Source organism: Bacillus sp. 3G2, assembly GCF_044324725.1.
Lineage (GTDB): Bacteria > Bacillota > Bacilli > Bacillales > Bacillaceae_G > Bacillus_A > Bacillus_A mobilis.
Map to the genome: position 1 here is coordinate 1,621,255 of NZ_CP172246.1, position 24,328 is coordinate 1,645,582.

General features: G+C 35.3%; 28 protein-coding genes. 26 read left to right on the forward strand and 2 right to left on the reverse strand.

Translation table 11 applies throughout. The features are described 5' to 3' along the window. Positions 1–10 precede the first annotated feature (10 nt). The 20 genes from flgK (at position 11) to ACHZK0_RS08430 (ending at position 17,972) form a co-directional block, all read left to right on the forward strand. Positions 11–1,309, forward strand: a complete 1,299-nt coding sequence (gene flgK, locus ACHZK0_RS08335; protein WP_395761413.1) for a flagellar hook-associated protein FlgK — start codon at positions 11–13, stop codon at positions 1,307–1,309. 205 nt (positions 1,310–1,514) lie between these two features. Next, positions 1,515–2,378 (forward strand): flagellar hook-associated protein 3, encoded by an 864-nt coding sequence (locus ACHZK0_RS08340; protein ID WP_270340663.1) that lies wholly within the window; start codon positions 1,515–1,517, stop codon positions 2,376–2,378. Positions 2,379–2,398: 20 nt separating this feature from the next. Then, positions 2,399–3,799 (forward strand): flagellar hook-associated protein 2, encoded by a 1,401-nt coding sequence (locus tag ACHZK0_RS08345; protein ID WP_395761414.1) that lies wholly within the window; start codon positions 2,399–2,401, stop codon positions 3,797–3,799. 22 nt (positions 3,800–3,821) lie between these two features. Beyond that, positions 3,822–4,190, forward strand: coding sequence for a flagellar export chaperone FliS (fliS, locus tag ACHZK0_RS08350; protein WP_001149518.1), 369 nt, complete (start codon positions 3,822–3,824; stop codon positions 4,188–4,190). Further along, positions 4,180–4,452, forward strand: coding sequence for a hypothetical protein (locus ACHZK0_RS08355; RefSeq protein ID WP_001058080.1), 273 nt, complete (start codon positions 4,180–4,182; stop codon positions 4,450–4,452). Before fliS ends, ACHZK0_RS08355 begins: the two co-directional genes overlap by 11 nt. Before the next feature lie 316 nt (positions 4,453–4,768). Beyond that, the gene (gene flgB, locus ACHZK0_RS08360) at positions 4,769–5,227 is read left to right on the forward strand and encodes a flagellar basal body rod protein FlgB (RefSeq protein WP_270340681.1); all 459 of its coding nucleotides are present in this window, start codon (positions 4,769–4,771) and stop codon (positions 5,225–5,227) included. Positions 5,228–5,247: 20 nt separating this feature from the next. Continuing rightward, positions 5,248–5,661, forward strand: a complete 414-nt coding sequence (flgC, locus tag ACHZK0_RS08365; protein ID WP_042511534.1) for a flagellar basal body rod protein FlgC — start codon at positions 5,248–5,250, stop codon at positions 5,659–5,661. Between the two features lie 16 nt (positions 5,662–5,677). Then, complete coding sequence (fliE, locus tag ACHZK0_RS08370; protein WP_395761415.1) at positions 5,678–5,977, forward strand: flagellar hook-basal body complex protein FliE; 300 nt, start codon at positions 5,678–5,680, stop codon at positions 5,975–5,977. Between the two features lie 22 nt (positions 5,978–5,999). Beyond that, positions 6,000–7,574 carry a flagellar M-ring protein FliF C-terminal domain-containing protein gene (locus tag ACHZK0_RS08375; RefSeq protein ID WP_270340661.1) on the forward strand — a complete coding sequence of 525 codons (1,575 nt, stop codon included), beginning with the start codon at positions 6,000–6,002 and terminating at the stop codon, positions 7,572–7,574. Between the two features lie 13 nt (positions 7,575–7,587). After that, entirely contained in the window at positions 7,588–8,592 is a 1,005-nt protein-coding gene (locus tag ACHZK0_RS08380; RefSeq protein WP_000883361.1) for a flagellar motor switch protein FliG, read from the forward strand. Further along, positions 8,579–9,265, forward strand: coding sequence for a FliH/SctL family protein (locus tag ACHZK0_RS08385; RefSeq protein WP_395761416.1), 687 nt, complete (start codon positions 8,579–8,581; stop codon positions 9,263–9,265). The genes ACHZK0_RS08380 and ACHZK0_RS08385 overlap by 14 nt, the downstream gene beginning before the upstream one ends. Further along, complete coding sequence (gene fliI, locus ACHZK0_RS08390) at positions 9,262–10,566, forward strand: flagellar protein export ATPase FliI (protein WP_395761417.1); 1,305 nt, start codon at positions 9,262–9,264, stop codon at positions 10,564–10,566. Before ACHZK0_RS08385 ends, fliI begins: the two co-directional genes overlap by 4 nt. A 116-nt stretch (positions 10,567–10,682) precedes the next feature. Then, the gene (locus tag ACHZK0_RS08395) at positions 10,683–11,093 is read left to right on the forward strand and encodes a cytoplasmic protein (protein WP_070168636.1); all 411 of its coding nucleotides are present in this window, start codon (positions 10,683–10,685) and stop codon (positions 11,091–11,093) included. A 10-nt stretch (positions 11,094–11,103) separates the two neighbouring features. Then, on the forward strand, positions 11,104–12,219 hold the full coding sequence (locus ACHZK0_RS08400; RefSeq protein ID WP_395761418.1) for a flagellar hook-length control protein FliK: 1,116 nt from the start codon (positions 11,104–11,106) through the stop codon (positions 12,217–12,219). A 3-nt stretch (positions 12,220–12,222) separates the two neighbouring features. After that, positions 12,223–12,795 (forward strand): flagellar hook assembly protein FlgD, encoded by a 573-nt coding sequence (locus ACHZK0_RS08405; protein ID WP_270340657.1) that lies wholly within the window; start codon positions 12,223–12,225, stop codon positions 12,793–12,795. Between the two features lie 21 nt (positions 12,796–12,816). After that, positions 12,817–14,115 (forward strand): flagellar hook protein FlgE, encoded by a 1,299-nt coding sequence (gene flgE, locus ACHZK0_RS08410; RefSeq protein ID WP_270340656.1) that lies wholly within the window; start codon positions 12,817–12,819, stop codon positions 14,113–14,115. A gap of 49 nt (positions 14,116–14,164) precedes the next feature. Beyond that, a complete protein-coding gene (locus ACHZK0_RS08415; protein ID WP_000198173.1) occupies positions 14,165–14,500 on the forward strand; it encodes a DUF3964 family protein in 336 nt (111 codons plus the stop codon). A gap of 239 nt (positions 14,501–14,739) precedes the next feature. Next, positions 14,740–15,225: a LysR family transcriptional regulator gene (locus ACHZK0_RS08420; RefSeq protein ID WP_395761419.1), complete on the forward strand. Its 486-nt coding sequence runs from the start codon at positions 14,740–14,742 to the stop codon at positions 15,223–15,225. Positions 15,226–15,345: 120 nt separating this feature from the next. Then, positions 15,346–16,254, forward strand: coding sequence for a chemotaxis protein (locus tag ACHZK0_RS08425; protein ID WP_061680553.1), 909 nt, complete (start codon positions 15,346–15,348; stop codon positions 16,252–16,254). Between the two features lie 770 nt (positions 16,255–17,024). Beyond that, a complete protein-coding gene (locus ACHZK0_RS08430; RefSeq protein WP_395761700.1) occupies positions 17,025–17,972 on the forward strand; it encodes a DNA-binding domain-containing protein in 948 nt (315 codons plus the stop codon). 95 nt (positions 17,973–18,067) lie between these two features. On the opposite strand, the gene ACHZK0_RS08435 is transcribed toward ACHZK0_RS08430, so the two are convergent. Together ACHZK0_RS08435 and ACHZK0_RS08440 are read right to left on the reverse strand one after the other, a co-directional pair. Further along, positions 18,068–18,868, reverse strand: a complete 801-nt coding sequence (locus tag ACHZK0_RS08435; protein WP_395761420.1) for a flagellin — start codon at positions 18,866–18,868, stop codon at positions 18,068–18,070. A 256-nt stretch (positions 18,869–19,124) separates the two neighbouring features. Next, positions 19,125–20,522 (reverse strand): flagellin, encoded by a 1,398-nt coding sequence (locus tag ACHZK0_RS08440; RefSeq protein ID WP_395761421.1) that lies wholly within the window; start codon positions 20,520–20,522, stop codon positions 19,125–19,127. A 256-nt stretch (positions 20,523–20,778) separates the two neighbouring features. Between ACHZK0_RS08440 and ACHZK0_RS08445 the strand changes: the two genes are divergently transcribed. From ACHZK0_RS08445 to ACHZK0_RS08470, 6 genes are all read left to right on the forward strand, one after another. Next, positions 20,779–21,564 carry a transglycosylase SLT domain-containing protein gene (locus tag ACHZK0_RS08445; protein WP_395761422.1) on the forward strand — a complete coding sequence of 262 codons (786 nt, stop codon included), beginning with the start codon at positions 20,779–20,781 and terminating at the stop codon, positions 21,562–21,564. Between the two features lie 62 nt (positions 21,565–21,626). After that, positions 21,627–21,851 carry a flagellar motor switch protein FliN gene (locus tag ACHZK0_RS08450; RefSeq protein WP_000775712.1) on the forward strand — a complete coding sequence of 75 codons (225 nt, stop codon included), beginning with the start codon at positions 21,627–21,629 and terminating at the stop codon, positions 21,849–21,851. A gap of 14 nt (positions 21,852–21,865) precedes the next feature. Further along, entirely contained in the window at positions 21,866–22,852 is a 987-nt protein-coding gene (gene fliM / locus ACHZK0_RS08455) for a flagellar motor switch protein FliM (RefSeq protein ID WP_064459929.1), read from the forward strand. 10 nt (positions 22,853–22,862) lie between these two features. Next, positions 22,863–23,222, forward strand: a complete 360-nt coding sequence (fliN, locus tag ACHZK0_RS08460) for a flagellar motor switch protein FliN (RefSeq protein WP_000680010.1) — start codon at positions 22,863–22,865, stop codon at positions 23,220–23,222. 12 nt (positions 23,223–23,234) lie between these two features. Further along, complete coding sequence (locus ACHZK0_RS08465) at positions 23,235–23,555, forward strand: hypothetical protein (RefSeq protein ID WP_000121176.1); 321 nt, start codon at positions 23,235–23,237, stop codon at positions 23,553–23,555. Then, the gene (locus tag ACHZK0_RS08470; RefSeq protein ID WP_001220587.1) at positions 23,552–24,310 is read left to right on the forward strand and encodes a flagellar type III secretion system pore protein FliP; all 759 of its coding nucleotides are present in this window, start codon (positions 23,552–23,554) and stop codon (positions 24,308–24,310) included. Before ACHZK0_RS08465 ends, ACHZK0_RS08470 begins: the two co-directional genes overlap by 4 nt. Positions 24,311–24,328: the final 18 nt, after the last annotated feature.

The window sequence follows — 24,328 nt, forward strand, 5'->3', positions numbered from 1 at the left end:
GTGAAACATTATGAGACTATCTGATTATAATACGCCACTATCAGGTTTGTTAGCGGCACAAATGGGATTACAAACGACGAAACAAAATTTATCAAACATTCATACGCCTGGTTATGTGCGTCAAATGGTGAATTACGGATCGGCTGGAGCAAGTCATGGCTATTCACCGGAACAAAAAATAGGTTACGGTGTACAAACGCTAGGTGTTGACCGTATTACAGATGAAGTGAAGACGAAACAGTTTAACGATCAATTATCTCAGCTCTCTTACTACAACTACATGAATTCGACTTTATCACGTGTAGAGTCTATGGCTGGAACGACAGGAAAGAATTCATTATCTAGTTTAATGGATGGCTTCTTCAATGCCTTTCGTGAAGTTGCAAAGAATCCAGAACAACCAAATTACTACGATACATTAATTTCTGAAACTGGGAAGTTTACAAGTCAAGTAAATCGTCTGGCGAAAAGCTTAGATACAGCAGAAGCACAAACGACAGAAGATATTGGAGCGCATGTCAATGAATTTAATCGTCTTGCTGCTAGTTTAGCGGAAGCGAATAAAAAAATTGGACAAGCAGGTACACAAGTACCAAATCAACTTTTGGATGAACGTGATCGTATCATTACAGAAATGTCTAAGTATGCAAATATAGAAGTGTCTTATGAATCTATGAATCCTAATATCGCGAGTGTTAGAATGAATGGTGTTTTAACAGTAAATGGACAAGATACATATCCACTTCAATTAAATAAAGAAAAAGAGCCAATGACTGCTGAAATTTACGGTTCGGAAATTCCTTTAACTAGTGGAGCAATCCAATCAGCGATCGATACGAAAGCGAAGATTGCTAGTTATAAGAAAAACCTTGAAGAATTAATGGGTTCTGTAAAGAATGAAGTGAACACAGTAATGGGGAAAGAGTTCTTCGTTGGAGATCAAGCGAAAGGTATGAAATTAAACCCGGAATTTGCAAAAGATGTTTCGAAAATGAAAATATCAGCTGAAACAGCAAATAAACTAGCAGCAATTACAGATGGAAATTATAAAGAAGGTCTTTCTTATAAACAAGCATTAGACCAATTCGTAGTTGGTATTGCATCTGATAAAAGTGCAGTGAATGCATATCAAAAAATTCATGGGGATTTATTAGAGGGGATTCAGCAAGAAAAGATGGGTGTTGAAGGCGTTAATATGGAAGAGGAAATGGTCAATTTAATGGCCTTCCAAAAATATTTCGTTGCAAACTCTAAAGCAATTTCTACGATGAATGAAGTGTTTGATAGTCTATTTTCGATTATTAGATAATGAGGGATAAAAACGAAGGTCTTTTCTTTTATGTTTGAAGAGAGGGCCAGCAGCGGATAGAAGCGGTCAGTGCCTAATAGAGGACCTATCGGTGTGAGACCAGAGATACGGTGCGGTAGAGGAATAAGTTAGGTAAGCGGAGAGCCGGAAATAATTCTGGTTTCTTCTTTAAATTAATTTGAAATAGATAAAGGAGGAGATAGAAATGAGAGTATCTACATTTCAAAATGCAAGCTGGGCAAAAAATCAGTTAATGGATTTGAATGTGCAACAACAATACCATCGAAATCAAGTAACTTCAGGGAAGAAAAACCTTTTTATGAGTGAAGATCCACTTGCAGCAAGTAAGTCATTTGCGATTCAACATTCATTGGCGAATATTGAACAAATGCAAAAAGATTTAGCGGATTCGAAAAATGTATTAACACAAACTGAAAATACTTTACAAGGTGTTTTCAAATCTTTAACGAGAGCAGATCAATTAACAGTTCAGGCGTTAAATGGAACGAATAGTGAAAAAGAATTGAAGGCCATCGGTGCAGAGATAGATCAAATTTTAAAACAAGTTGTATATTTAGCGAATACGAAAGAGCAAGGTCGTTATATTTTCGGTGGTGATAGTACAGAGAAACAACCATTTACAGAAGATGGTACGTATCAAGGTGGACAAAATGATGTGAACTGGCAACTAAATGACGGTTATGAATTAAAAGCATTTCGTAACGGCGAAGCATTATTATCCCCTGTTATAAAAACGTTAAAACAAATAAGTGAAGCGATGCAAAACGGTGACCAAAAAGCATTACAGCCGTTATTAGGAGAAAATAAGAAGAACTTAGATGGCATCATTAATCGCACAACTGAAGTTGGTTCGACAATGAACACAATGGAGACGTTTAAAACAATTTTAAGCGAGCAAAACTTAGCGCTTCAAGAAAACCGTAAAGAAATTGAAGATGTTGACTTAGCGGTAGCAATTTCTGATTTAGCTTATATAAACGCAACGTATGAAGCTACGTTAAAAGCTGTTAGTACGATGAGTAAAACGAGTATTTTAGACTACATGTAATCTATAAGGAGTGAGAAATTATGGCAGGAACATTAACTGGTATCGGTGGTAGACAACAAATATGGAACCTCGGAAATAATATGATCGATACATCTAACTTTGTAGAATTAGAAATGCAAGCGTTAGAAATGCGAAAGACGCCTTATGCTAATGAAAAGAACCAACTTTCACAAGATAAACTATTATATACAAGTTTAAAATCAGAATTTAGCTCTTTCACACAAACTTTTAAAAACTTAGCGGCTTTTAAAGGGAATGAGAAAAAGGTAACAACATCACAAGACGGTTATATTAATGTAAAAGCTGATGGTGGTGCGATTGCCGGCACTTTCAATATGACAATTACACAGCTTGCACAGCGTCATCAAATAGCTTCAAATGAAATTAAAGATATAAATGCAAAGCTTCCTAAAGATGAAACATTAAAACTAGGTGATAAAGAACTAAAAGTAACAACTGATATGACATATAAAGATTTAATTAACAAAATTAATGATGGAGATTATGGTGTATCAGCTTATACACTTGGAAATAAAATTTTCATGACCTCGAAAAAAGAAGGGGCAACGAATGAAATTAAATTAGAGAAGACACCACCTAATGTACTTACAGATTTGTTTTATTCGAAAGTGGAAGGAACAGATCCACTTGCCACGGAAATGAAATTAAATACTATTAACGAAGCGTTGGATGCAAAATATACTATTAATGGTATTGATGGTACAAGTCCGAGCAATACCATTGAAGCCCTTCCCGGTGTGAAAATTGAATTATTGAAAGTAACTGAGCCGAAAGTAGAAGGAACACCAGATGCAGGTACAACAACAGAACCAAAAGTAAAAGGCATAGATCTAAAATTCACAGTAAGTGACTCGAACGTAACAGACGCATCAAATATTATTAAAAAGATGGTTGCAGATTATAATAAAGCTGTTTCTACAGTAGATATCTTTGCTGGTAAAGGTGGGGCCTTCCAAGGACAAGCTATTATGCAAAGTGTGCGTCAAGCTATGAACAATGTTGTAACATTTTCACAAGATGGCAATTACTTATTCTCATTTGGTATTCAATTAAAGCAAGATGGAACGATGGAAGTTAATGACGAAGCATTAACGAAAGCGTTAAAAGAAAAACCGGATGCAGCGAAGCAATTTTTCTTTAGTTCTAACGGTTTAGGAAAAATGATGGAAGAGCCACTTGATAAGTTATTTGGTGATAAAGGTGTAGTTGGAGAACGAGTAAAAAACATTGATTCACGTGTAAGTGATTTAGATAAAAAGATTAAAGATATTGAGACGCAAAACTTGCAAAAGCAAGATGAAATTGTGAAGAAGTATCAAAAGCTAGAGAGTACATTAGCGGCTCTTGATAGCCAATTAAAAACAATTAAAGCAATGACAAAACAAAAAAGTGATGATTAATGAAAGTTGAGGAAGTGATCGTATGCAAGCATGGCAACGTTATATGCAAAATGATATTATGACGAGTAATCCGATTAAAAATACAATTTTTATTTATGAAAGATGTATTGTAGAGTTTCGTAATTTAGAAGAGCTTTTACATACTTTTAAACTACAAGAAGGAGATGCACTTCTTGAAAAGTTAGAACGTATTTTTGAAGAATTAAAGCTTCAATTAAATCCTGAAATTACGAAAGATTTATATGATAGTTTATATGGCTTATACGATTGGATTAGCATTCAAATTCAAACAATGAAAGTAACACGTGAAGCAAAAGACATGGATGCGATTGTGAAAGTGTTACAAGATTTAATAGACGGTTACCGCGGAGCACTGGAAAATGAACAATGATATTTATCGGACGTTTGTCGGCTGTTTTAATGAAATCGGTGAATTGCAAGTGTCAGATGGAGAGTTTGCTGAGAAGAGTGAGATGTTAAATCGTTGGATGATGACATTGGATGAGGAAACGCGTGCGCAAGTTGCTGCAGAAGTAAGCCCATTCATTATTAAGGCGGCACAGCATATTCGAGATAAGCAAAAGATTTTAGAAGAAATGATTATGACAAATGATGGACGTATGAAAGCTAATTCATTTTACGGTAAATTTTAATGATAGAGTCTAGAAACGGATTCCCCTTTTAAGAGGGGATCCATTCCTTTGTTTAAGTATAGACTTCCGCTGATTGAGGTTTCATTTTATGACTGTAATGAAAAAAGTAGTAATCTAAATAATGTGAAAATGAACTTTAGTTTGTAGATTATATATTGAAATGTTGCATAGATTATTACGTGTATACAGTTTTTTTGTATTCTTTTTTATATTTTTGTATTTTTCTAAAGACAACAATGAAAAAATGGAATAAAATATGTAAGGGTACATGATTGTTAATATTTTAATAAACACATATAAGAAAATAAATAATGAAATGAAACTTCCATCAGTGGATCATGAAATTAGAAAAGAAAGGGTGTGGAATATGCCAGATTTAGTGAGTGATGTAGGCCATTATATGAATTATTTAGTGACGAAACGAAATACTGTTTCTAGTAATATTGCAAATGCGAATACACCCGGCTATAAAGCACAAGATGTAACATTTGCTGAGCAAATGAATAAAAGTAGTGCATTATATAAGAACAATGCTGCGGACTTAAAGAGTAATCCGGATTTATATCAAACGAATGAAATGCACTTACCGACAGTGAATATGAAAAATACATATGCAAAGATTCAAACAAAATCAATGCAAACGAATAAAGATGGAAATAGTGTGGATGTAACGACAGAAATGCTAGATTTAATGAAAGCAAATCAGTTATACGGTATTTCAATAAACGCAATTAATACACAATATGCAATTAACCAAGCGGCACGCGGACGTTAAAAGTAGAAGGAGAGACAACGATGTTTCAGGCAATTAATGCAAGTGGCTCAGGGCTAACGACAGCAAGAAAGTGGATGGAAGTTACTTCTAACAATATTGTAAATGCAAATACAACGGCTGCTCCGGGGGCGAATTTATATGAGCGTCGTAGTGTAGTGCTAGAATCAAACAATAGTTTTGCAAATATGTTAGATGGGTCTCCTACTAATGGGGTAAAAATAAAAAGTATTGAAGCAGATAAAACTGAAAACTTAGTGTATGATCCAACACATCCGCATGCAAATGAAGAAGGATATGTACGTTATCCAAATATTGATGTGACTGCTGAAATGACGAATGTAATGGTTGCCCAAAAAATGTACGAAGCAAATACAAGTGTATTAAATGCGAATAAAAAAATGCTTGATAAAGATTTAGAAATCGGCCGAGGATAAGGGGGAATATAGTAATATGAAAATCCAACCAATGCTAAATACGCAGCCATTTGAATCAATTCAGTCAATTGGTGCACCGAAAAATTCTCAAACATCAGTAGTTGAAGGGAAAAAGTTTATCGATTTATTGGAAGATATGAATCAAACACAAAACAATGCGCAAACAGCAGTATATGATTTACTAACTAAAGGGGTAGGAGAAACGCATGACGTTTTAATTCAGCAGAAGAAGGCTGAGTCTCAAATGAAAACGGCTGCCCTCGTACGTGATAATCTTATTGAAAATTATAAGTCACTAATTAATATGCAAATTTAGGAAAGTGGACGGGTGTGTTTAAATGGAAAAGATAAAAAATGTTATCCAATCATTAAAAACGTGGCATAAGTTAGTAATCGGTGCTGCGCTTTTAGCGATTGTAACAGGAGCACTTTTATACTTCACCTTGCCAGATAAATATGTTGTTGTATATCAAAATTTAAATGATGCAGATAAGCAAGAGATTACAGCAGAATTATCAAAGTTAGGTGTCGATTATCAGTTAGCGGCCGATGGATCGATTCGTGTGCAAAAAAATGATGCTCCATGGGTTCGAAAAGAAATGAATGGGATGGGCTTACCGTTTAATTCTAAAAGCGGTGAGGAAATTTTATTAGAAAGCTCGCTCGGTTCAAGTGAGCAAGATAAAAAAATGAAGCAAATTGTCGGTACGAAAAAGCAATTGGAACAAGATATTGTAAGGAACTTTGCGACAGTTGAAACGGCGAATGTTCAAATTACATTACCTGAAAAAGAGACAATTTTTGATGAAGAAAAAGCAAAAGGGACAGCGGCGATTACGGTTGGTGTGAAGCGTGGCCAATTATTAACGGCAGATCAGGTTGCGGGTATACAGCAAATGATTAGTGCAGCAGTTCCTGGCGTGAAAGCAGAAGAAGTAAGTGTGATTGATAGTAAAAAAGGTATTATCTCAAAAGGAGCAGATGAAGCACATTCTACTAGTTCCTCTTCTTATGAAAAAGAAGTAGAGATGCAGCAACAAATTGAAGGTAAATTAAAGCAAGATATTGATGCAACATTAATGACGATGTTTAAACCGAATGAATATAAAGTGAATACGAAAGTGTCTGTAAACTATGATGAAGTTACACGCCAGTCAGAAAAATATGGTGATAAAGGTGTACTTCGTAGTAAGCAAGAGCAAGAAGAAAGCTCTACTGCACAAGAAGGAGCAGAGACGAAACAAGGCGCTGGTATTACAGCAAACGGCGAAGTACCAAACTACGGTACGAACAATAATCAAAATGGTAAAATCGTCTATGATAATAAAAATGGTAACAAAATTGAAAACTATGAAATAGATAAAACAGTTGAAACGATTAAGAAACACCCAGAATTAACGAAAACAAATGTTGTAGTATGGGTAGACAATGATACGTTAGTAAAACGAAAAATGGATATGACTACTTTCAAAGAAGCAATCGGTACAGCAGCTGGGCTTCAAGCTGATCCAAATGGGAACTTTACAAACGGTCAAGTTAACGTTGTAACTGTTCAGTTTGATCAGCCGAAAGAGGAGAAAAAGAAAGAACCAGAAGAAAGCGGTATAAACTGGTGGTTATTTGGTGGAATTCCAGCTGGTTTATTAGCGATTGGTGGTCTAGTATGGTTCTTATTAGCAAGACGTAAGAGAAAGAAAGAAGAAGAGGAATATGAAGAATACTTAGCAGAAGAGGAAATTGCTGCAAGTAATGAAAGTATCATGGAAATTCCTGAAGAAAAAATAGTACCAGAGCCAAAACCAGAACCAGAAGAACCGAAAGAACCAACGTTAGATGAACAAGTGCATGATGCTACGAAAGAACATGTAGAAGGAACTGCAAAAGTAATTAAAAAATGGTTAAATGGACAGTAAGGGAGGAACAACGATGTTAGATGAAATCTCCTCCAAAGAAAAAGCTGCCATCCTTATTCGTACATTAGAAGAAGGGGTGGCAGCAAAAGTCATTGAATATATGACAGCTGAGGAAAAAGAAGTATTACTTCGTGAAATCGCGAAGTTTCGTGTATATAAACCGGAAACGTTAGAAAATGTACTAGGGGAATTCTTGTATGAATTAAATGTAAAAGAATTGAACCTAGTGACTCCAGATAAAGAATATATTCGTCGCATATTTAAAAACATGCCAGAAGACGAACTAGAAAAATTATTGGAAGATCTTTGGTATAACAAAGATAATCCGTTTGAATTCTTAAATTCACTTACAGATTTAGAACCGCTTCTTACTGTACTTAATGATGAGTCACCACAAACAATTGCAATTATCGCTTCTTATATTAAACCGCAGCTTGCTTCTCAATTAATTGAGAGATTACCAGATCATAAGCGAGTAGAAACGGTAATGGGGATTGCGAAGCTAGAGCAAGTTGATGGTGAATTAATAAATCAAATTGGGGATTTATTAAAATCAAAATTAAATAATATGGCATTTAATGCAATTAATAAAACGGATGGCTTGAAAACAATAGTAAACATTTTAAATAATGTTTCACGAGGTGTTGAAAAAACAGTCTTTCAAAAGCTGGATGAAATGGATTATGAGTTATCTGAGAAAATTAAAGAAAACATGTTTGTATTTGAAGACTTACTCGGACTTGAAGATCTTGCACTTCGTCGTGTATTAGAAGAAATTACAGATAACGGTGTTATTGCGAAAGCACTTAAAATTGCAAAAGAAGAAATTAAAGAGAAATTATTTACATGTATGTCTTCAAACCGTAAAGAGATGATTCTAGAAGAATTAGATGGCTTAGGACCGCTTAAGATGACGGATGCTGAAAAGGCACAGCAAACGATTACAGGCACAGTGAAAAAGCTAGAGAAGGAAGGAAGAATTATCGTTCAAAGAGGTGAAGATGATGTCCTTATTTAAAAACAGAATTCCGAAGAATTCTGTTTCTTTTTCTGAAGAAACGTATGAATTACAATTTCCAAAACCAATAGTAGCTCACGTAGAAGAAGAAATCCAAGTAGATCATGAAGAACTTCTTGCGCAGCAACAATCGTTACATATGGAAATGACTCAGCTAAGGCAAGAACAACAAATGTTAGAACGAGAGCGTCAGCAGTTATTACATGATCAAGAACAATTCCAAATGCATGTTCAGCAGCAAATGAAAGAGATAGAATCGGCACATATGCAGTTTCAAAAAGAACAACAAGAAACAGCATATGAATGGACAGAGTTATTATGGAATCAATCTTTTCATCTAGCAGAAAAAATCGTGAATCAAGCAGTAGATTCGCGATTGCTTGATGTGTTACCCATTTTAACTGGTATCGTTCAAACGTTGCCTACTTCGTTTGAAAAATTAATCATTACCGTACACCCAGAAACGTTTGAACGCATTCAAGAAGAAAAGGAAAATACGAAAGAGTATTGGCTACTACAATTAGTAGAATGGAAATATGATTTCTCCTTACAGTTCGGTGAATTTGTTCTAGAAGAAGAGAAAGAGTTCTTTGAATTTAAATTTGCACCTATATTTGCGAAACTTCGCCAGAAATGGGAAGAAGAGAAGTTATTTGAGGAGCAAAATGTATGAATCGACTATTAATGAATGAAGGCCAAAAATGGAATACATTTATTGAAACACCGTTTTATACGAAAGTCGGTAAAGTTCATAGTGTACAAGAACAGTTTTTTGTAGCGAAAGGGCCAAAGGCGAAAATTGGAGATGTTTGTTTCGTTGGAGAACATAATGTTTTATGTGAAGTGATTGCGATTGAAAAAGAAAACAATATGTTACTCCCATTTGAACAGACAGAAAAAGTATGTTACGGAGATTCAGTTACACTAGTTTCAGAAGATGTTGTTGTACCTCGTGGGAATCATTTACTCGGAAAAGTGTTAAGCGCAAATGGTGAAGTGTTAAATGAGAACGCTGAAAACATTCCACTACAAAAAATAAAACTAGATGCCCCGCCTATTCATGCATTTGAACGTGAAGAAATTACCGATGTATTTGAGACGGGAATCAAATCAATTGATTCTATGCTAACAATTGGCATCGGTCAAAAGATTGGTATTTTTGCAGGTTCTGGTGTTGGTAAATCTACTTTACTCGGAATGATTGCGAAAAACGCAAAAGCTGATATAAATGTTATTAGTTTAGTAGGAGAACGTGGCCGAGAAGTAAAAGACTTTATTCGAAAAGAATTAGGTGAAGAAGGAATGCGAAAAAGCGTCGTAGTTGTAGCGACGTCAGATGAAAGTCACCTAATGCAACTTCGTGCAGCGAAGCTTGCGACATCTATTGCTGAATATTTCCGTGATCAAGGTAATAACGTACTACTTATGATGGACTCTGTTACTCGTTTTGCTGACGCGCGTAGAAGTGTTGATATTGCCGTTAAAGAGTTGCCGATCGGTGGTAAAACACTCTTAATGGAAAGTTATATGAAGAAGCTATTAGAGCGCTCTGGGAAAACACAAAAGGGATCCATAACAGGTATATATACAGTACTCGTCGATGGGGATGATTTAAACGGACCTGTACCAGATTTAGCACGTGGTATTTTAGATGGGCATATTGTATTAAAACGTGAGCTTGCAACACTTAGTCATTATCCTGCAATTTCAGTATTAGATTCAGTAAGTAGGATTATGGAAGAAATCGTGTCATCTAACCATTGGCAACTTGCAAATGAAATGAGAAAAATCTTATCTGTTTATAAAGAAAATGAATTGTATTTTAAATTAGGGACGATTCAAGAAAATGCAGAAAATGCTTATGTTTTTGAATGTAAAAATAAAGTAGAAGGTATAAATACGTTTTTAAAACAAGGTCGATCTGATAGTTTCCCATTTGATGATATTGTTGAAGCGATGCACTATATCGTATAAGACCTCTGCCTAAGAGGTCTTATTTTTTTGTTTTTTAATATTTCACAGATTTTTTTGGAAAAAAACTATATAATAGAAAAAGAGAACGTTATAATAGGAAGGGGCTATGAAAACAGGTGGATAAGCAGCAGTACGACACGATAAAATTGCAAATAAATCAAGAAAAAGAACAGATTTTGAAAGAAGTGTATGAATTAACAGCCGAAAAAAGAAAAATAGAACAAAAAAAAGAATATGATTTATATGTTGTAAAATCGCGTAGTAAAGTCGTACAAACTGGGCAGCGTATAATGGCTGGTATGCTTTCGTCACATACGTTTTCACCTGAAAGAATAGAAGAATGGAATCGGAAAATTAAAAAAACGGAAGATTTTATTCAAAAAAATGAAAGCCTTTTAGAACAGGTAAAAGAAAAAGAACGTGTCATTGATGAGATGTATCAAGAAGGTTGTAGAAAGCTTGCTAAAGTACGAGAAAAGCAGGAAGAAAAAATGCTTCTTGATTTGAAAATGTGTATGAATGGATGAGGTGAATATAGTGATACAGTCTGTATTACCGGTGCAACAAAGTTTACCTCCGCAAAAAGAAAAAGGGCTAGAAGTACAATCAAAAAGTGAAGATTCTTCATTCGATCGTACGATGAGAATGGAAAATAAAAAGCAGCCGAAAACGGAGAAAATGAAACGAGAAGAAGCACCAAAAGAAGAAAAAAAAGAATATATTCTTTCTAAACAATCAGTAACGAAAGAAGAGCCAATTGTAAAGAAAGAAGAAAAAAAAGAGACAGAACAGTTGTTATTAGCTGTATCTGAGCAAATGGTTGCAATTGAGCAATTACGTGTGCAACCAGAATTGTTATATCAATACATACAAAAAATACAAGAGCTGTATAAAGAATATGGAAATATAAAACTTAACGAATTACCAGCAGCAGAATTACAACAATTACAAGAACTTCTTTCAAATATGAATATCAAAAATGCTATATGTTTAGAAGATACAATGCAAATGGCATTAGACAAAATGAAGATGCCAGAGCAAACGATGCAAGCATTAAAAATTGTAGAAACAGAAACTTGTAATATTGCAAAGAAACAAGAAGATGCCAAAGACTTAGATGTAGATCTTCCAAAAGCTGAGGGCGATGATGTAAAGATAGAGTTGCCGGAAGGTGATGTGTTAAACGATTCGAGTTCAACGGGTGCGGAGTTACTAAATAAAGCAACGGGTACGGATCAAATAGGAAAATCAAATAGTGGCGCTGAGAAAGTTACGTTACCTGACTTAGGAAAGAAAATGGAAGCACAAGTAGAAGCGTTGCAAAAATTTGTAGTGAAACAAGAGCGTGTTTTATTTCAGTTGAATCCAGAAAAACTTGGTACATTAACGGTGTTTATGAAAAAACATGGAGATCAAATTGATGTTCACGTAGAAATGGAAAAACATGATGCGAAAAAACGTGTTGAAATCATTTTTGATGAATTGAGACTGAAGTTAAAAGAAAAAGAAATTAATATTCAAATTAGCTATTCAGATAAAGATGAAAATCGAAAAGAACAGCGAGAACAAGAGCAAAGACAAAAACAAAAATTAGCAAGTACGAAACATGAAAAACAACATGCAAAAGAATTTGCGGGATTATTGGAGGAATAAAGTGTGCCAACAGTTGGATTAAATACAACGAGTACAAATCATATTCCGTTACAAGCAGGAGCACAAACAAAAAACGCATCTGTTACTGGTGCACAGTCGACAGCTCAACAAGCAAACGGAGTATCAGCAAGTACTCAAAAAACACCCGGTATTATGGATAAAGACGATTTTCTGAAACTTTTCTTAGCAAGCTTTCAACATCAAGACCCGTTTAATGCGATGGATATGAACCAAATGATGAACCAAACAGCACAGCTATCGCTTATGGAGCAAGTACAGAATATGACGAAAGCAGTAGATAAACTGCAATCAACGATGTATTCGACGGCTCTTGATGGAGGGATGAAGTTTTTAGGAAAGTACGTTAGAGGTGTAAGCAATAATGGAAAGCAAGTGACTGGTCAAGTGGAAACAGTTCGACTTGCTGAAAATAACGATGTGCAACTTATTGTTGATAATCAAGTTGTCTCACTTCGTTTCATAGAAAGGGTTTCTGATAAACCAATAACAGAAACTAATCCGGAAGATGAGAAGAAAGATGAGATAGAAAAAAATGAAGAGGTTAAGCCAGATTAATAAAAGGAGTGTACAAAGGTTATGATTAAAGCGTTATATACAAGTATTACAGGGATGAATGCAGCACAAAATGCATTAAGTGTTACTTCAAATAATATTGCAAATGCACAAACAGTTGGATATAAAAAGCAAAAGGCTATTTTTGATGATTTACTATATAATAATACGGTTGGTTCACGTGGTGATGGTGCTTATGCTGGCACGAATCCAAAGAGTATTGGTAACGGTGTAAAGTTCAGTGGGACATCTACAGATTTTAGTGATGGTTCTATTACTTTAACTAGTGATAAGATGGAGACAGCGATAGAAGGAAACGGTTTGTTTTTAGTTGGTGATCGTAACGGTGGAAATGTAGAGTATACGAGAAAAGGGTCTTTCGGTGTATCGAAAGATAGCTATGTTACAAATACAGGTGGACAGTATGTACTAGGTTATGGTGTAAAAACCGGAACACAAGAAGTAGATTTTTCTTCACGACCAAGCCCAATTCATATTCCAATGGGATCAGCTGTTGGTGGGATTCAAACAGATAAAGCGACAATAAGCGGAAACCTTCCGAGAAACCAAAATGCATTATCTCACGAATTCACAGTTTTTGATGCGGAAGGGAACTCGTTAACGTTACGTGTAAATATTAAGCAAAAGACAGATGGTAAAGAAGTTGAAAAGCCGTTGGCAGGTGAATATACATATTCAGTTTCTGTAAGAAATGATTCTAAAAACGACAAAGAATTTAAGCCTATTGAAGGCATGCCGGACAATAAACCGCTTATATTTGATGCATTAGGGAATTTAAAGCAAACAGATGAACCTGTACAAAAAGATCCAGTAACTGGTGAAATTACTAAAGGTGGAACGATTGATATTCCTTTTGGAAAGGGATTGAAACTGGATTTAAGTGGTTTAACAAATTATCCGACAGGGAAAACTCTTTCTACAACAGAAGTAACGGGGCGTCCAGCTGCAATTGCAAATGACTATTCTATTTCTGACGGTGGTTTCGTTATGATGAAATATTCGGATGGTAGTATGAAAGTTGTAGGACAACTAGCTGTAGCTACATTCCCGAATTCAGGTGGATTAATGAAAACAGGGAATGGAAATTACGTTGCAACACCATCAGCGGGTATTCCAGGAATAGGTGTTGCTGGTGAGAATGGTGCAGGGAATGTACGAGGGTCAGCAAAAGAAAGTTCAAACGTAGATTTATCTGTAGAATTTGTTGATTTAATGCTTTATCAACGTGGATTCCAAGGAAATGCGAAAGTAATTAAAGTTTCAGATGAAGTATTAAATGAAGTTGTAAACTTAATTCGATAATATATAATAAAGAAAATTTGTAATGTAGTAGAAAGGGTTTTCTATTCGTATGACAAGACAAGAGCGAATTTTACAATTGCCTTTTTTCGAAAATAAACGTGAACTTGCTGAGCAAGTGTTAAAAATGGAACGAGAAGAGCATATATATTTACCTGATCAATTTGAAATTAAGCAAGTACCTGCATATTCATTTGGTGAAAAGCAATCAATTATTGGCCGTATTCATGAGTTTTATTTCGTAAGTGTTGGTAGCGAAGGAGAATGGAAGTATCAACTGTTTAAGGACGAGATGAAGTGCCGTGAGTTTTTTATTACACTATCAGGGATAACGGATCAGCAGATTGCATTTTGGTTCAATAACATCGAGTTATTGAAAAGCTCTTAAAAAGCTTTTAAAAGCCCTTTTTTAGGTTTTGAGAGAGGACCTGGCGGTGTGTGGTGGCGGTTAGTGCTTATGTGGGTGCTCGACCGTTGTTTAAGACCAGAGATATGGAGAGTTACTAGGCTAGTTTAAGAAGATTTAAGTGAAGTGTAGTATGAATAATACGTGTGGTCTTAGCGTGTTAGATGGACTAATAAGTTTATTTGTGACGATAGATTTCTATAAAAGGAGAGGTGAGGAGGATGGCGCAAAATAAGTATCGCGTTACATTCATTTCGCCGAGTGAGGTTGAGCAGCGGACTGTTATGGCGGCCAGTAGTTTGCCGGATTTAATTCGTAAAGTAGAGAGTATTATTGCAGATCCGAACGGTTACTTTGTAAATGATAAAAAAAATAATTGCTATTTTAAAGTGATTAAAGAAAATGTTACATTTATTCAATATGAGTTACTATTTTCGGATAAGGAAATTCATATTGAAAAATTAAAACATATAGCACCATCTATATTGAAACAATTATTTAAAAAAATAAATGATCCAGAATTATATGCACTCGCGCTACTTGATGTTGATAAAGCGACGAAAGAATATGTGCTAGAAGAAATGGATTCGGAGTTAAGAATACGAATCGAAACGGAGCTTTCGAAAAAGTGGGAAGCAATGCCGACAGAAATTGTAGGAGCACAAGAAGTGTTATTAGAGGCACTTGCTTCGTTTATACAAGATTAAGCGTCTTTTAAAATAAATCGTTCGACTATCTATATTTTTTATATAGGTAGTTGACTTTTTCGGTTTAATAAAGCTTAATAATTAGATATACGGAATTAATGGAAGGGGAGCGACACCTTTATGTCACAAGCACAAAGTATTTTATTAGAAAGCGGAACAAATGAATTAGAGATTGTTACATATACTGTTGGTGAAAATCTATTTAGTATTAACGTAATGAAAGTACGTGAAATCATTAATCCATTCCCTGTTACAACTGTGCCAGAATCTCATCATGCAGTTGAAGGTGTTGTTCAAGTACGTGGTGAAATTTTACCTGTTATTAATTTAGCAACGGCTCTTAATTTAAAATCGACAAAGCCACTTGATCAAACGAAATTTATCATTTCAGAGTTAAACCAAATGAAAGTGATTTTCCGCGTGGATGAAGTGCATCGTATTCAACGTATTTCTTGGGAGCAAATTGATGAACCAGCTTCATTGTCTATGGGACTAGAAGAAACGACATCTGGTATTGTAAAACTAGATGGAAAAATCATCTTACTATTAGATTACGAGAAAATTGTATGTGAAATTAGCGGAACTGGTTATGATAATAAATCCCTTTCAAAATTAGAACAAAAAACAGATCGAGCTGAAAAAGTGATTTATATTGCGGAAGATTCAGCGATGCTTCGTCAAATATTAGAAGAAACATTATCATCAGCTGGATATACGAAAATGAACTTCTTCAGCAATGGTGCAGAAGCATTGGCGCAAATTGAAAAGCTAGCGAAAGAGCAAGGAGAAAAAATGTTTGAACATATTCATTTGCTCATTACGGATATTGAAATGCCGAAAATGGATGGACACCATTTAACGAAAGTAATTAAAGATGGTGAAATAATGAATCGTTTACCAGTCGTTATTTTCTCTTCACTAATTACGAATGAATTATTCCATAAAGGCGAAGCTGTGGGGGCGAATGCTCAAGTAAGTAAGCCAGATATTCAAGAGTTAATTGGCTTAGTAGATAAGTTAGTGTTGTAAAAGAGATTTAAAAGCATTTCTTTTGCTGGAATAGAAGCTCTAGCTGTGTGTGGTAGCGGTCAGTGCCTAATAGATCTCTATGCGATGTAAGACCAGAAGTATGGAGTTGTTTTAGGTACAGAGGAAAAGTGAGCCGCCAAGAGGTTTTTTAAAAAGCTGATATATCATGTTTTTCTATTTATTAGGAATAGAGAAACTAGCCATGTGTGGCGCGGTTAGTGCCTAATGGAGCGCCGTACCATGTGAGACCAGAGATATGGAGTGGTTTTAGGTAAGTAGAAGAAGTGAGGATTTGCAGACACTATTTACAACTCTATTCTTCTAGTGGAGAGAAGGGAACTAGCCATGTGTAGTATTGGTTAGTTCCTTTTTAGTATTTTATACTCTGTATAGGTGGAAAGATGGAATGTTTTTGGAGTGTTTGAGGTTGTATGTATGAAAAATCGTTAATTGAAGATTTTTGATTTGAAAATATAAAAAAACGTATCTTTGGATTATTTTAGTAATATTTCGTGGTAACGCAAACTTTTTCGGTGAAAATATATCCGAAATACCATATAATATAATTAAATGTGATTAATATGCAATTATACATATTAATTGAAAAATCCTTTTTTCTATTTCTATACTTTCTATACATTTTTGTATGTTTATTATTTGACAGACAATTTTGAAATGTTATAATATGGATATGTAAAAATTGCTATTTTCTGAGAAGACATGGGAGTCAGATGAGAATTGTGAAAGGATGAGGGGGAGTGACACAGATTATGTATCACCACACAGCAATCAATGTATTAAGTCTTTTACAAAACATGTCAAATAATAAAATGAACGATGTGCAACTAGAAGAGGAATTTAAAAAAATAGAAAAACAATTCCAAGTAAAATATGAAGAACTAGTTGATTTACATAATAGAATGGTATTATTTCAAATAGATATAGAAAAAAATGGTGGGATGCGGGCGTATGAAAGATCAACAATTACATGGCTAAAGTCTGAGCTAGAGTTATTGTATGAAGTGTATCAATTTTCCCAACGTCACGGTTTAAACATTATTAATATTTCAAAATACGTTAGTAAAAAAGAACTAAATCTTTTTCCAAAAACAGCAAGTCAATTACAAAATACGTATTACAAATTAAAAAAATGTGAAATACCGTTTGAAAATATTGAAAAACAAAAACCAGGACGAAAGCGAAAATATACGCCTGTAAAAGAACCAATTGTTGAGATGAAAATAGAAAACAAGAAAGAATTAAGAAAAGAAGTTGAAAATACAGAGAGTGAAAAAAATCTTGTAACAGTTATATCTGGCATTGTTGATAATTTTGAAACGATTAGCCAGTGTAGTGAAAGAAAAGAGCATGAACTACATCAGTTCATGGAAGGAATCTATAAACTTTCTAGCATGGCTGCAGAGCGTTCAAAAGATGAAAAGAATGCCCGTGGACTTGAAGGCGAGTTACATGTATTACGAGCTGAAAATGAAAGACTAAAGCGAGAAAAGGAAGAGCTTGTTCATGATATAAAAGAAATGACGCATCATTTAATTCATTTCATTACAAGCTCTGATATTGATCAAATTCGCACATTACCTTTCTTCGTAAAAGAATGTAAACAAGATTTGCATAAATTAGGGTTATATAATGCACAAGACGGTAAAATGAAAATTATGATTGATCGTAGTGGGCAGGTTATGACTGTAACGCAGTAATAAAATTTGGGTACAAAATAAAAGGGAGATACATAGTTTATATGTATTTCCCTTTTGTTTTGTATGGAATCGTTTCATAGAAGGAAGATGATTTTTTAAGATTGTAGTAACTTGGAAACCATTTGCGGAATTTGATTTGCTTGTGAAACCATACTAAGTGCAACTTCAGTTAACAATTTAAACTTTAAAAAATCGCTCATTTCCTGCGCCATATCTGCATCTTCAATTCGAGAGGCGGCATCTGTTAGGGCCATACTTTGGCTATTTAAATTTTCAATATTAAACTGTAAACGGTTCATCATAGCCCCAAGATCAGCACGATGAAGTGATACATTTTGTAAAGCCTCTTCAATTTTACGGATCGCCGCTCTTGCTTCTTGTTCTGTTGAAATCTTGATGTCATGTTGTGTAGGGGAAGGAGGAATATGTTTTGTTATATTTACTGTATGACCAATATCATCTAATGTAACAGGACGGTTTTGACCGTCGAACACGGATAAATCATTAAACTCAGTCGTCTCATCAATATAGCCAATTTGTTCTGTTAAAGATTGAAACTCTTTATTTAGTGAATCACGGTTTTTATTTGAATTTGTACCATTAGCAGATTGAACAGCTAAATCACGCATGCGCTGTAAAATATTCGTCACAGTTTGAAGAGCAGCTTCCGCTGTCCGAAGCATTGATAGCGCATCCTCATTATTACGAATCGCCACGCGCATACCACTTGCTCTCGCATGCATACGAGTCACAATTGCAACATTGGCAGGATTATCAGAAGCGTTATTTAATTTCTTACCAGTCGCCAAATGTTCCATCGCCACATTCATACGCTTCTCATTTTCATACAACGACTGCCTAGCATTCATACTTAAAACATTCGTACCAATACGCATAATAGACACTCCTTATAGATTGATATAGTCGATAACTCTAAATCTAATAAACGATCATGGAAGGATAAAGGGCTTATGCTTATTGTTATTTGTGTTTTAACATAAGAGGGGATCAAGATAAGCATTGACCGTTTCTACATATCGTGGATATTCTCTTCCACATAAAAAAACAGCTTTTATAAATAATCTGTCTATATAGAAAAAATAAACCTCTCCGCAAGCAGAGAGGTTTATTCATAGAGCTCACTCAAATGGATTATTGTAATAATTTAGAAACCATTTGTGGAGTTTGGTTTGCTTGAGAAAGCATGCTGATGCCAGCTTCGTTCAAGATTTTGAACTTAGTCATTTCAGACATTTCTTTTGCCATGTCAGCGTCTTCTACTTGAGAAGCAGCAGATGCCATGCTTGATGCTTGGCTCTTTAGGTTGTTTACGTTAAAGTCAAGACGGTTTAATGTAGCACCCATAGTTGCACGGTTAGATGCAATTGTTTCTAGTGCTGCATCGATTGCTTTAATTGCTGCATTAGCATCGTTTGCTGTTGAAGTTGGTCCGTCAGTAGTAGCAGCTTTAAATGCATCTCCGATTGCACGAGCAGCTTCAAGTGTATTTCCAGATCCATCCATTTTATTGAAGTTATCAATAGCAGATTCGATTTTTGCTACATCGCTTTTATTCATACCACCTTTTACTTCATTAAAAGCAGCAGAGAACTGATCCATTGCAGTTTTTCTAGCTTGAGCATCAGCGGTAGTAGTCAAGTTAGATAGAGCTGTTGATTTGTCGCCTGCAGCAGTAATTTCATCTGTTTGGAGTGGAGCTGCAGCAGCTTTAAATGCCTCGCCAATAGCTTTAGCATTTTCTAGAGTATTACCACTAGTAGGCTCTTCGAATTTTTTAATTGCAGCTTCAATGTTTTTAACATCTTCAGAATTCATACCAGCTTTAACTTCATCAAATTTAGTTTTAAAAGTGCCGACTGCAGTAGTTCTATCACCTGTTGTTTCACCACTACCTGTTAATCCTGTTAATTCTCTTAGGGCTTTGGCAGAGTTATTAGCAGCAGTTTTATCAGCAACACCAACTAACGCGTTGCCAGAACCGATACCAAGTCCATTAGCAGCGATGCTTAAGTTATTGATTTTTAGTGCAGCAGTAGAAGAATCAGATAACTTAATCTCGATTTGTTTACCTTTATCTTCAGAATCTAATGTTTGAATTGCGATAGCTTTGTTGCTGCCGTCTAATAATTTTTTATCATTGAATTCTGTGTTTTTAGAGATGTAATCAATTTGTTCTTTTAATGCAGCGAACTCTTTGTCAAGTGCGCCTTGGTTTTTATCTGTATTTGTGCCGTTTGCAGATTGGTTAGCAAGGTCACGCATACGAAGTAAGATGTTAGATACTGAGTTCATTGCTGAGTCAGCTGTACGGATTAAAGAAATACCGTCTTGTGTGTTATTAGCTGCAACACCTAATCCGCTTTCACGTGCACGCATACGAGTTGCGATTGCAAGACCTGCTGCATCGTCAGAAGCGTTGTTGATACGTTTACCGCTTGATAAACGGTCCATAGAGTTGCTCATTTTAGCTTGGTTTTGGCGCATGTACTCTTGCGTACGCATGCTATTAATGTTTGTATTAATTCTCATGTTAAGAACCCCCATTTTTTTATATTGACTTTTCTGCAAATTGAAAAACGGTAATATGCGAAAAAATCAATTTCGAGATTTATTGTAATCCCTGTCATAGCGGGTGTCAACTAAAAATTCGAATTAATAAATATAAAAAAATAACAGTTTAACAATATATTCATTTTTTTATTACAATATTATTAAAAGGATTATTGCAAACTTTAAAAAAAAACTCTAATATTAGATTATCTTTGTTTACCGAAAAGGTGATATTATGTTAGTTGGAAATATAGTAAAAGAAGTGCTTGCATATAGGAAAGGACAAATTCAGCAAAAGCTAAGTAGTCCACAAGCATTCGTTAGTAGTCGTTTTCAAGAGAAGTTGCAGAGTGACCCTGCGAAGGAGACGAAGGATACTACGCAGCCGGCAAAGGTAGAGGATATGAGTCAGCCGGTACAATCTACAAAAATAGAAACGGTCGTAAATAAACCGGAACAATCTATTAATAAAGTAGAGGAAGCGAGTAAGCCTGAAGAAAAGGCTGAAACGAAGAACGTAGATGAAGTGCAAGTCGCACAAAAAGAGTTTGAACGACGTTTCCCAGAAACGAAAAATGAAGCTGCTGATACGTGGGAATTAACGAAGAAGTATAATATTCAAAAAATACGTTCTTCCAATGAAGGAAAGTATGAGGATATTATTGATCGAACTAGCCGTACATACGGAATTCCGAAAACGTTAATTCAAAAAATGATTGAAGTAGAATCTGATTTTAATCCGAAAACGGTGTCACATGCAGGTGCGATGGGTCTTATGCAGCTTATGCCAGCGAATGTGAAAGAGATGGGTATAAAAAATCCATTTTCACCAGCTGAAAGTATTGAAGGCGGTGTGAAAGAGTTAAGCGGTTATTTGAAGAAAAATAACGGCGATCTTGTATTAGCGCTTGCATCTTATAATGCAGGTCCTGGTAATGTGAGAAAGTACGGAGGCGTACCGCCATTTAAAGAAACGCAAGGATATATTAAAAAAATATTAAATATCGACGTTTCAAAATAAGAAGTTTCATATATAGAGAGAACATGAAATTTTCGTGAACATGATATGGGAGTTGGCTAGATTTGAAATTACAAGATGATATTCCGTTAACAATTTATTTTGAAATCGGAAATACGAAAAAGAAAATTGAAGATTTGCTTCATATTACGAAAGGTACATTGTATCGTCTTGAAAATTCAACGAAAAATACGGTGCGTCTTATGCTTGAGAATGAAGAGATTGGAACCGGAAAGATTTTGACGAAAAACGGGAAGATGTACGTTGAAATCGTTGAATTGAAAAGGTAGGGAAGGGGATTGTCATGAGTGGCGAAAAATTAAGCCAAGAGCAAATTGATGCCCTGCTGAAGGCGGTAAATGAAGGCGAGGAAATGCCAGCTTTCGCACAAGAAGCAGGGAAGCAAGAGAAATTTCAAGAGTATGATTTTAATAGACCGGAAAAGTTCGGTGTTGAGCATTTACGTAGCTTGCAAGCGATTGCTTCTACATTTGGTAAACAGACGTCACAGACGTTGGCAGCGCGTATGCGTATTCCAATTGAGCTTGAGCCTTCAACGGTTGAGCAAGTTCCGTTTACGAGTGAGTATGTGGAGAAAATGCCGAAAGATTACTATTTATATTGCGTTATTGATCTTGGCCTTCCGGAGCTTGGAGAAATTGTTATTGAGATTGATTTAGCGTTCGTTATTTATATTCATGAATGTTGGCTTGGTGGAGATAGTAAGCGTAACTTTACGATGCGCAGACCACTTACCGCATTTGAGTTTTTAACACTGGATAATATTTTTATGCTCCTTTGCAAAAATTTAGAGCAATCATTTGAAAGCGTTGTTGCGATTGAACCGAAATTTGTAACGACGGAGACAGACCCGAATGCATTAAAAATTACGACAGCAAGTGATATCATTTCATTACTGAACGTAAATATGAAAACAGATTTTTGGAATACGACGGTGCGTATCGGTATTCCGTTCTTATCTGTTGAAGAAATTATGGATAAGTTAACGTCTGAAAATATTGTCGAACATTCTTCGGATAAACGTAAGAAGTATACGTCTGAAGTGGAAGTGAAAGTAAATCAAGTGTATAAACCTGTTCACGTTGCAATTGGGGAGCAGAAGATGACAATGGGTGAGATTGAACAAATTGAAGAAGGCGATATTATTCCGCTTCATACGAAAGTTTCAGATGAATTACTTGGTTATGTAGATGGAAAGCATAAATTTAATTGTTTTATTGGAAAAGATGGAACGCGTAAGGCGCTCTTATTTAAAAGTTTTGTAGAGTAGGAGGATCCATATGAAGCATGAAGTATCTCCTGTGTCATTAATGGGATTAGAAGATTTTGCAGGAAAGCGAAATGAAGCGGGTAAAGCACATATTGATACCGTTTCAGATATTTCGATTGAACTTGGTGTAAAGCTTGGAAAGTCATCTATTACGCTTGGTGATGTGAAACAGTTAAAAGTTGGCGATGTTCTGGAAGTAGAGAAAAACCTAGGACATAAAGTAGATGTGTATTTAAGTAATATGAAAGTCGGCATCGGTGAAGCGATCGTAATGGACGAGAAGTTTGGTATTATCATTTCTGAAATTGAAGCCGATAAGAAGCAAGCTGCGCTTATGAAAGCGCAAAGTCAAATGCAAGATAAAGAGTAGAGGAGGAGTCATATGTCGTATATGACGACCTTATTTCAAGTCGTTTTACTGTTTGGTGCGCTCGGCTACGGTGCATATTATATGACGAAAAAGACGCGCAAGCAGCAGTTTTTTAAACAAGGTGAAAATGGCCATATTCAAGTGAAAGACGGCGTGTATTTAAATCATCAAACGAGTGCCTTTTTATTTGAAGTGGATGGTAAGCAAGTGTTCACTGTTATTAGTAATAACGGTGTACAATCTGTGCAATTAACAGGAACAGGAAATCAGTTTCAACAAGCGCTAGAAGACGCGGTGAAGAGTGAAACGAAAAAAGTAGAGGATCCATCATGAGAATAAAGAAACAGTTATCATTATTAGCCGTTATTTTCGTATTTTCTATCGTTTTTTCAATTGTTTTTGTAAATCCAGCGTATGCGGCCCCGAACGGTTTTATTAATTTCGAAAATGGAAAAGAGTTTACGAGTAATTCAAGTGTACAATTATTTGCGCTCGTTACCCTTTTATCATTATCTTCTTCTATCGTTCTATTATTTACACATTTTACTTATTTTATGATCGTTCTTGGGATTACACGTCAAGGACTTGGGGTAATGAATTTACCACCGAACCAAGTACTTGTTGGACTTGCATTATTTTTATCACTCTTTACGATGCAGCCTGTACTTGGGCAGCTAAAGAGCGATGTGTGGGATCCGATGACGAAAGAGAAAATAACAGTAAGTCAAGCTGCGGAGACGACAGCTCCGATTATGAAAGAGTATATGTCAAAGCATACGTATAAGCATGATTTAAAAATGATGCTGAAAGTGCGCGGAGAAGAGTTGCCGAAAGATTTGAAAGATCTTTCCCTATTTACGCTCGTACCATCCTTTACGTTAACGCAAATTCAAAAAGGATTGTTAACAGGGATGTTCATTTATTTAGCGTTTGTATTTATAGATTTAATTATTAGTACACTTTTAATGTACCTCGGGATGATGATGGTACCGCCGATGATTTTAAGTTTACCATTTAAAATACTCGTTTTCGTATATTTAGGTGGATATACAAAAATCGTCGACATTATGTTTAAAACGGTCGCCTGAAGCGTTTGATGCTATGTG

Coding starts and splice junctions, on each gene's coding strand:
- flgK (WP_395761413.1), top strand. CDS start 11: ATGAGACTATCTGATTATAATACGCCACTATCAGGTTTGTTAGCGGCA.
- ACHZK0_RS08340 (WP_270340663.1), top strand. CDS start 1,515: ATGAGAGTATCTACATTTCAAAATGCAAGCTGGGCAAAAAATCAGTTA.
- ACHZK0_RS08345 (WP_395761414.1), top strand. CDS start 2,399: ATGGCAGGAACATTAACTGGTATCGGTGGTAGACAACAAATATGGAAC.
- fliS (WP_001149518.1), top strand. CDS start 3,822: ATGCAAGCATGGCAACGTTATATGCAAAATGATATTATGACGAGTAAT.
- ACHZK0_RS08355 (WP_001058080.1), top strand. CDS start 4,180: ATGAACAATGATATTTATCGGACGTTTGTCGGCTGTTTTAATGAAATC.
- flgB (WP_270340681.1), top strand. CDS start 4,769: ATGAAACTTCCATCAGTGGATCATGAAATTAGAAAAGAAAGGGTGTGG.
- flgC (WP_042511534.1), top strand. CDS start 5,248: ATGTTTCAGGCAATTAATGCAAGTGGCTCAGGGCTAACGACAGCAAGA.
- fliE (WP_395761415.1), top strand. CDS start 5,678: ATGAAAATCCAACCAATGCTAAATACGCAGCCATTTGAATCAATTCAG.
- ACHZK0_RS08375 (WP_270340661.1), top strand. CDS start 6,000: ATGGAAAAGATAAAAAATGTTATCCAATCATTAAAAACGTGGCATAAG.
- ACHZK0_RS08380 (WP_000883361.1), top strand. CDS start 7,588: ATGTTAGATGAAATCTCCTCCAAAGAAAAAGCTGCCATCCTTATTCGT.
- ACHZK0_RS08385 (WP_395761416.1), top strand. CDS start 8,579: ATGTCCTTATTTAAAAACAGAATTCCGAAGAATTCTGTTTCTTTTTCT.
- fliI (WP_395761417.1), top strand. CDS start 9,262: ATGAATCGACTATTAATGAATGAAGGCCAAAAATGGAATACATTTATT.
- flgE (WP_270340656.1), top strand. CDS start 12,817: ATGATTAAAGCGTTATATACAAGTATTACAGGGATGAATGCAGCACAA.
- ACHZK0_RS08415 (WP_000198173.1), top strand. CDS start 14,165: ATGACAAGACAAGAGCGAATTTTACAATTGCCTTTTTTCGAAAATAAA.
- ACHZK0_RS08420 (WP_395761419.1), top strand. CDS start 14,740: ATGGCGCAAAATAAGTATCGCGTTACATTCATTTCGCCGAGTGAGGTT.
- ACHZK0_RS08425 (WP_061680553.1), top strand. CDS start 15,346: ATGTCACAAGCACAAAGTATTTTATTAGAAAGCGGAACAAATGAATTA.
- ACHZK0_RS08430 (WP_395761700.1), top strand. CDS start 17,025: ATGTATCACCACACAGCAATCAATGTATTAAGTCTTTTACAAAACATG.
- ACHZK0_RS08435 (WP_395761420.1), bottom strand. CDS start 18,868: ATGCGTATTGGTACGAATGTTTTAAGTATGAATGCTAGGCAGTCGTTG.
- ACHZK0_RS08440 (WP_395761421.1), bottom strand. CDS start 20,522: ATGAGAATTAATACAAACATTAATAGCATGCGTACGCAAGAGTACATG.
- ACHZK0_RS08445 (WP_395761422.1), top strand. CDS start 20,779: ATGTTAGTTGGAAATATAGTAAAAGAAGTGCTTGCATATAGGAAAGGA.
- fliM (WP_064459929.1), top strand. CDS start 21,866: ATGAGTGGCGAAAAATTAAGCCAAGAGCAAATTGATGCCCTGCTGAAG.
- fliN (WP_000680010.1), top strand. CDS start 22,863: ATGAAGCATGAAGTATCTCCTGTGTCATTAATGGGATTAGAAGATTTT.
- ACHZK0_RS08465 (WP_000121176.1), top strand. CDS start 23,235: ATGTCGTATATGACGACCTTATTTCAAGTCGTTTTACTGTTTGGTGCG.
- ACHZK0_RS08470 (WP_001220587.1), top strand. CDS start 23,552: ATGAGAATAAAGAAACAGTTATCATTATTAGCCGTTATTTTCGTATTT.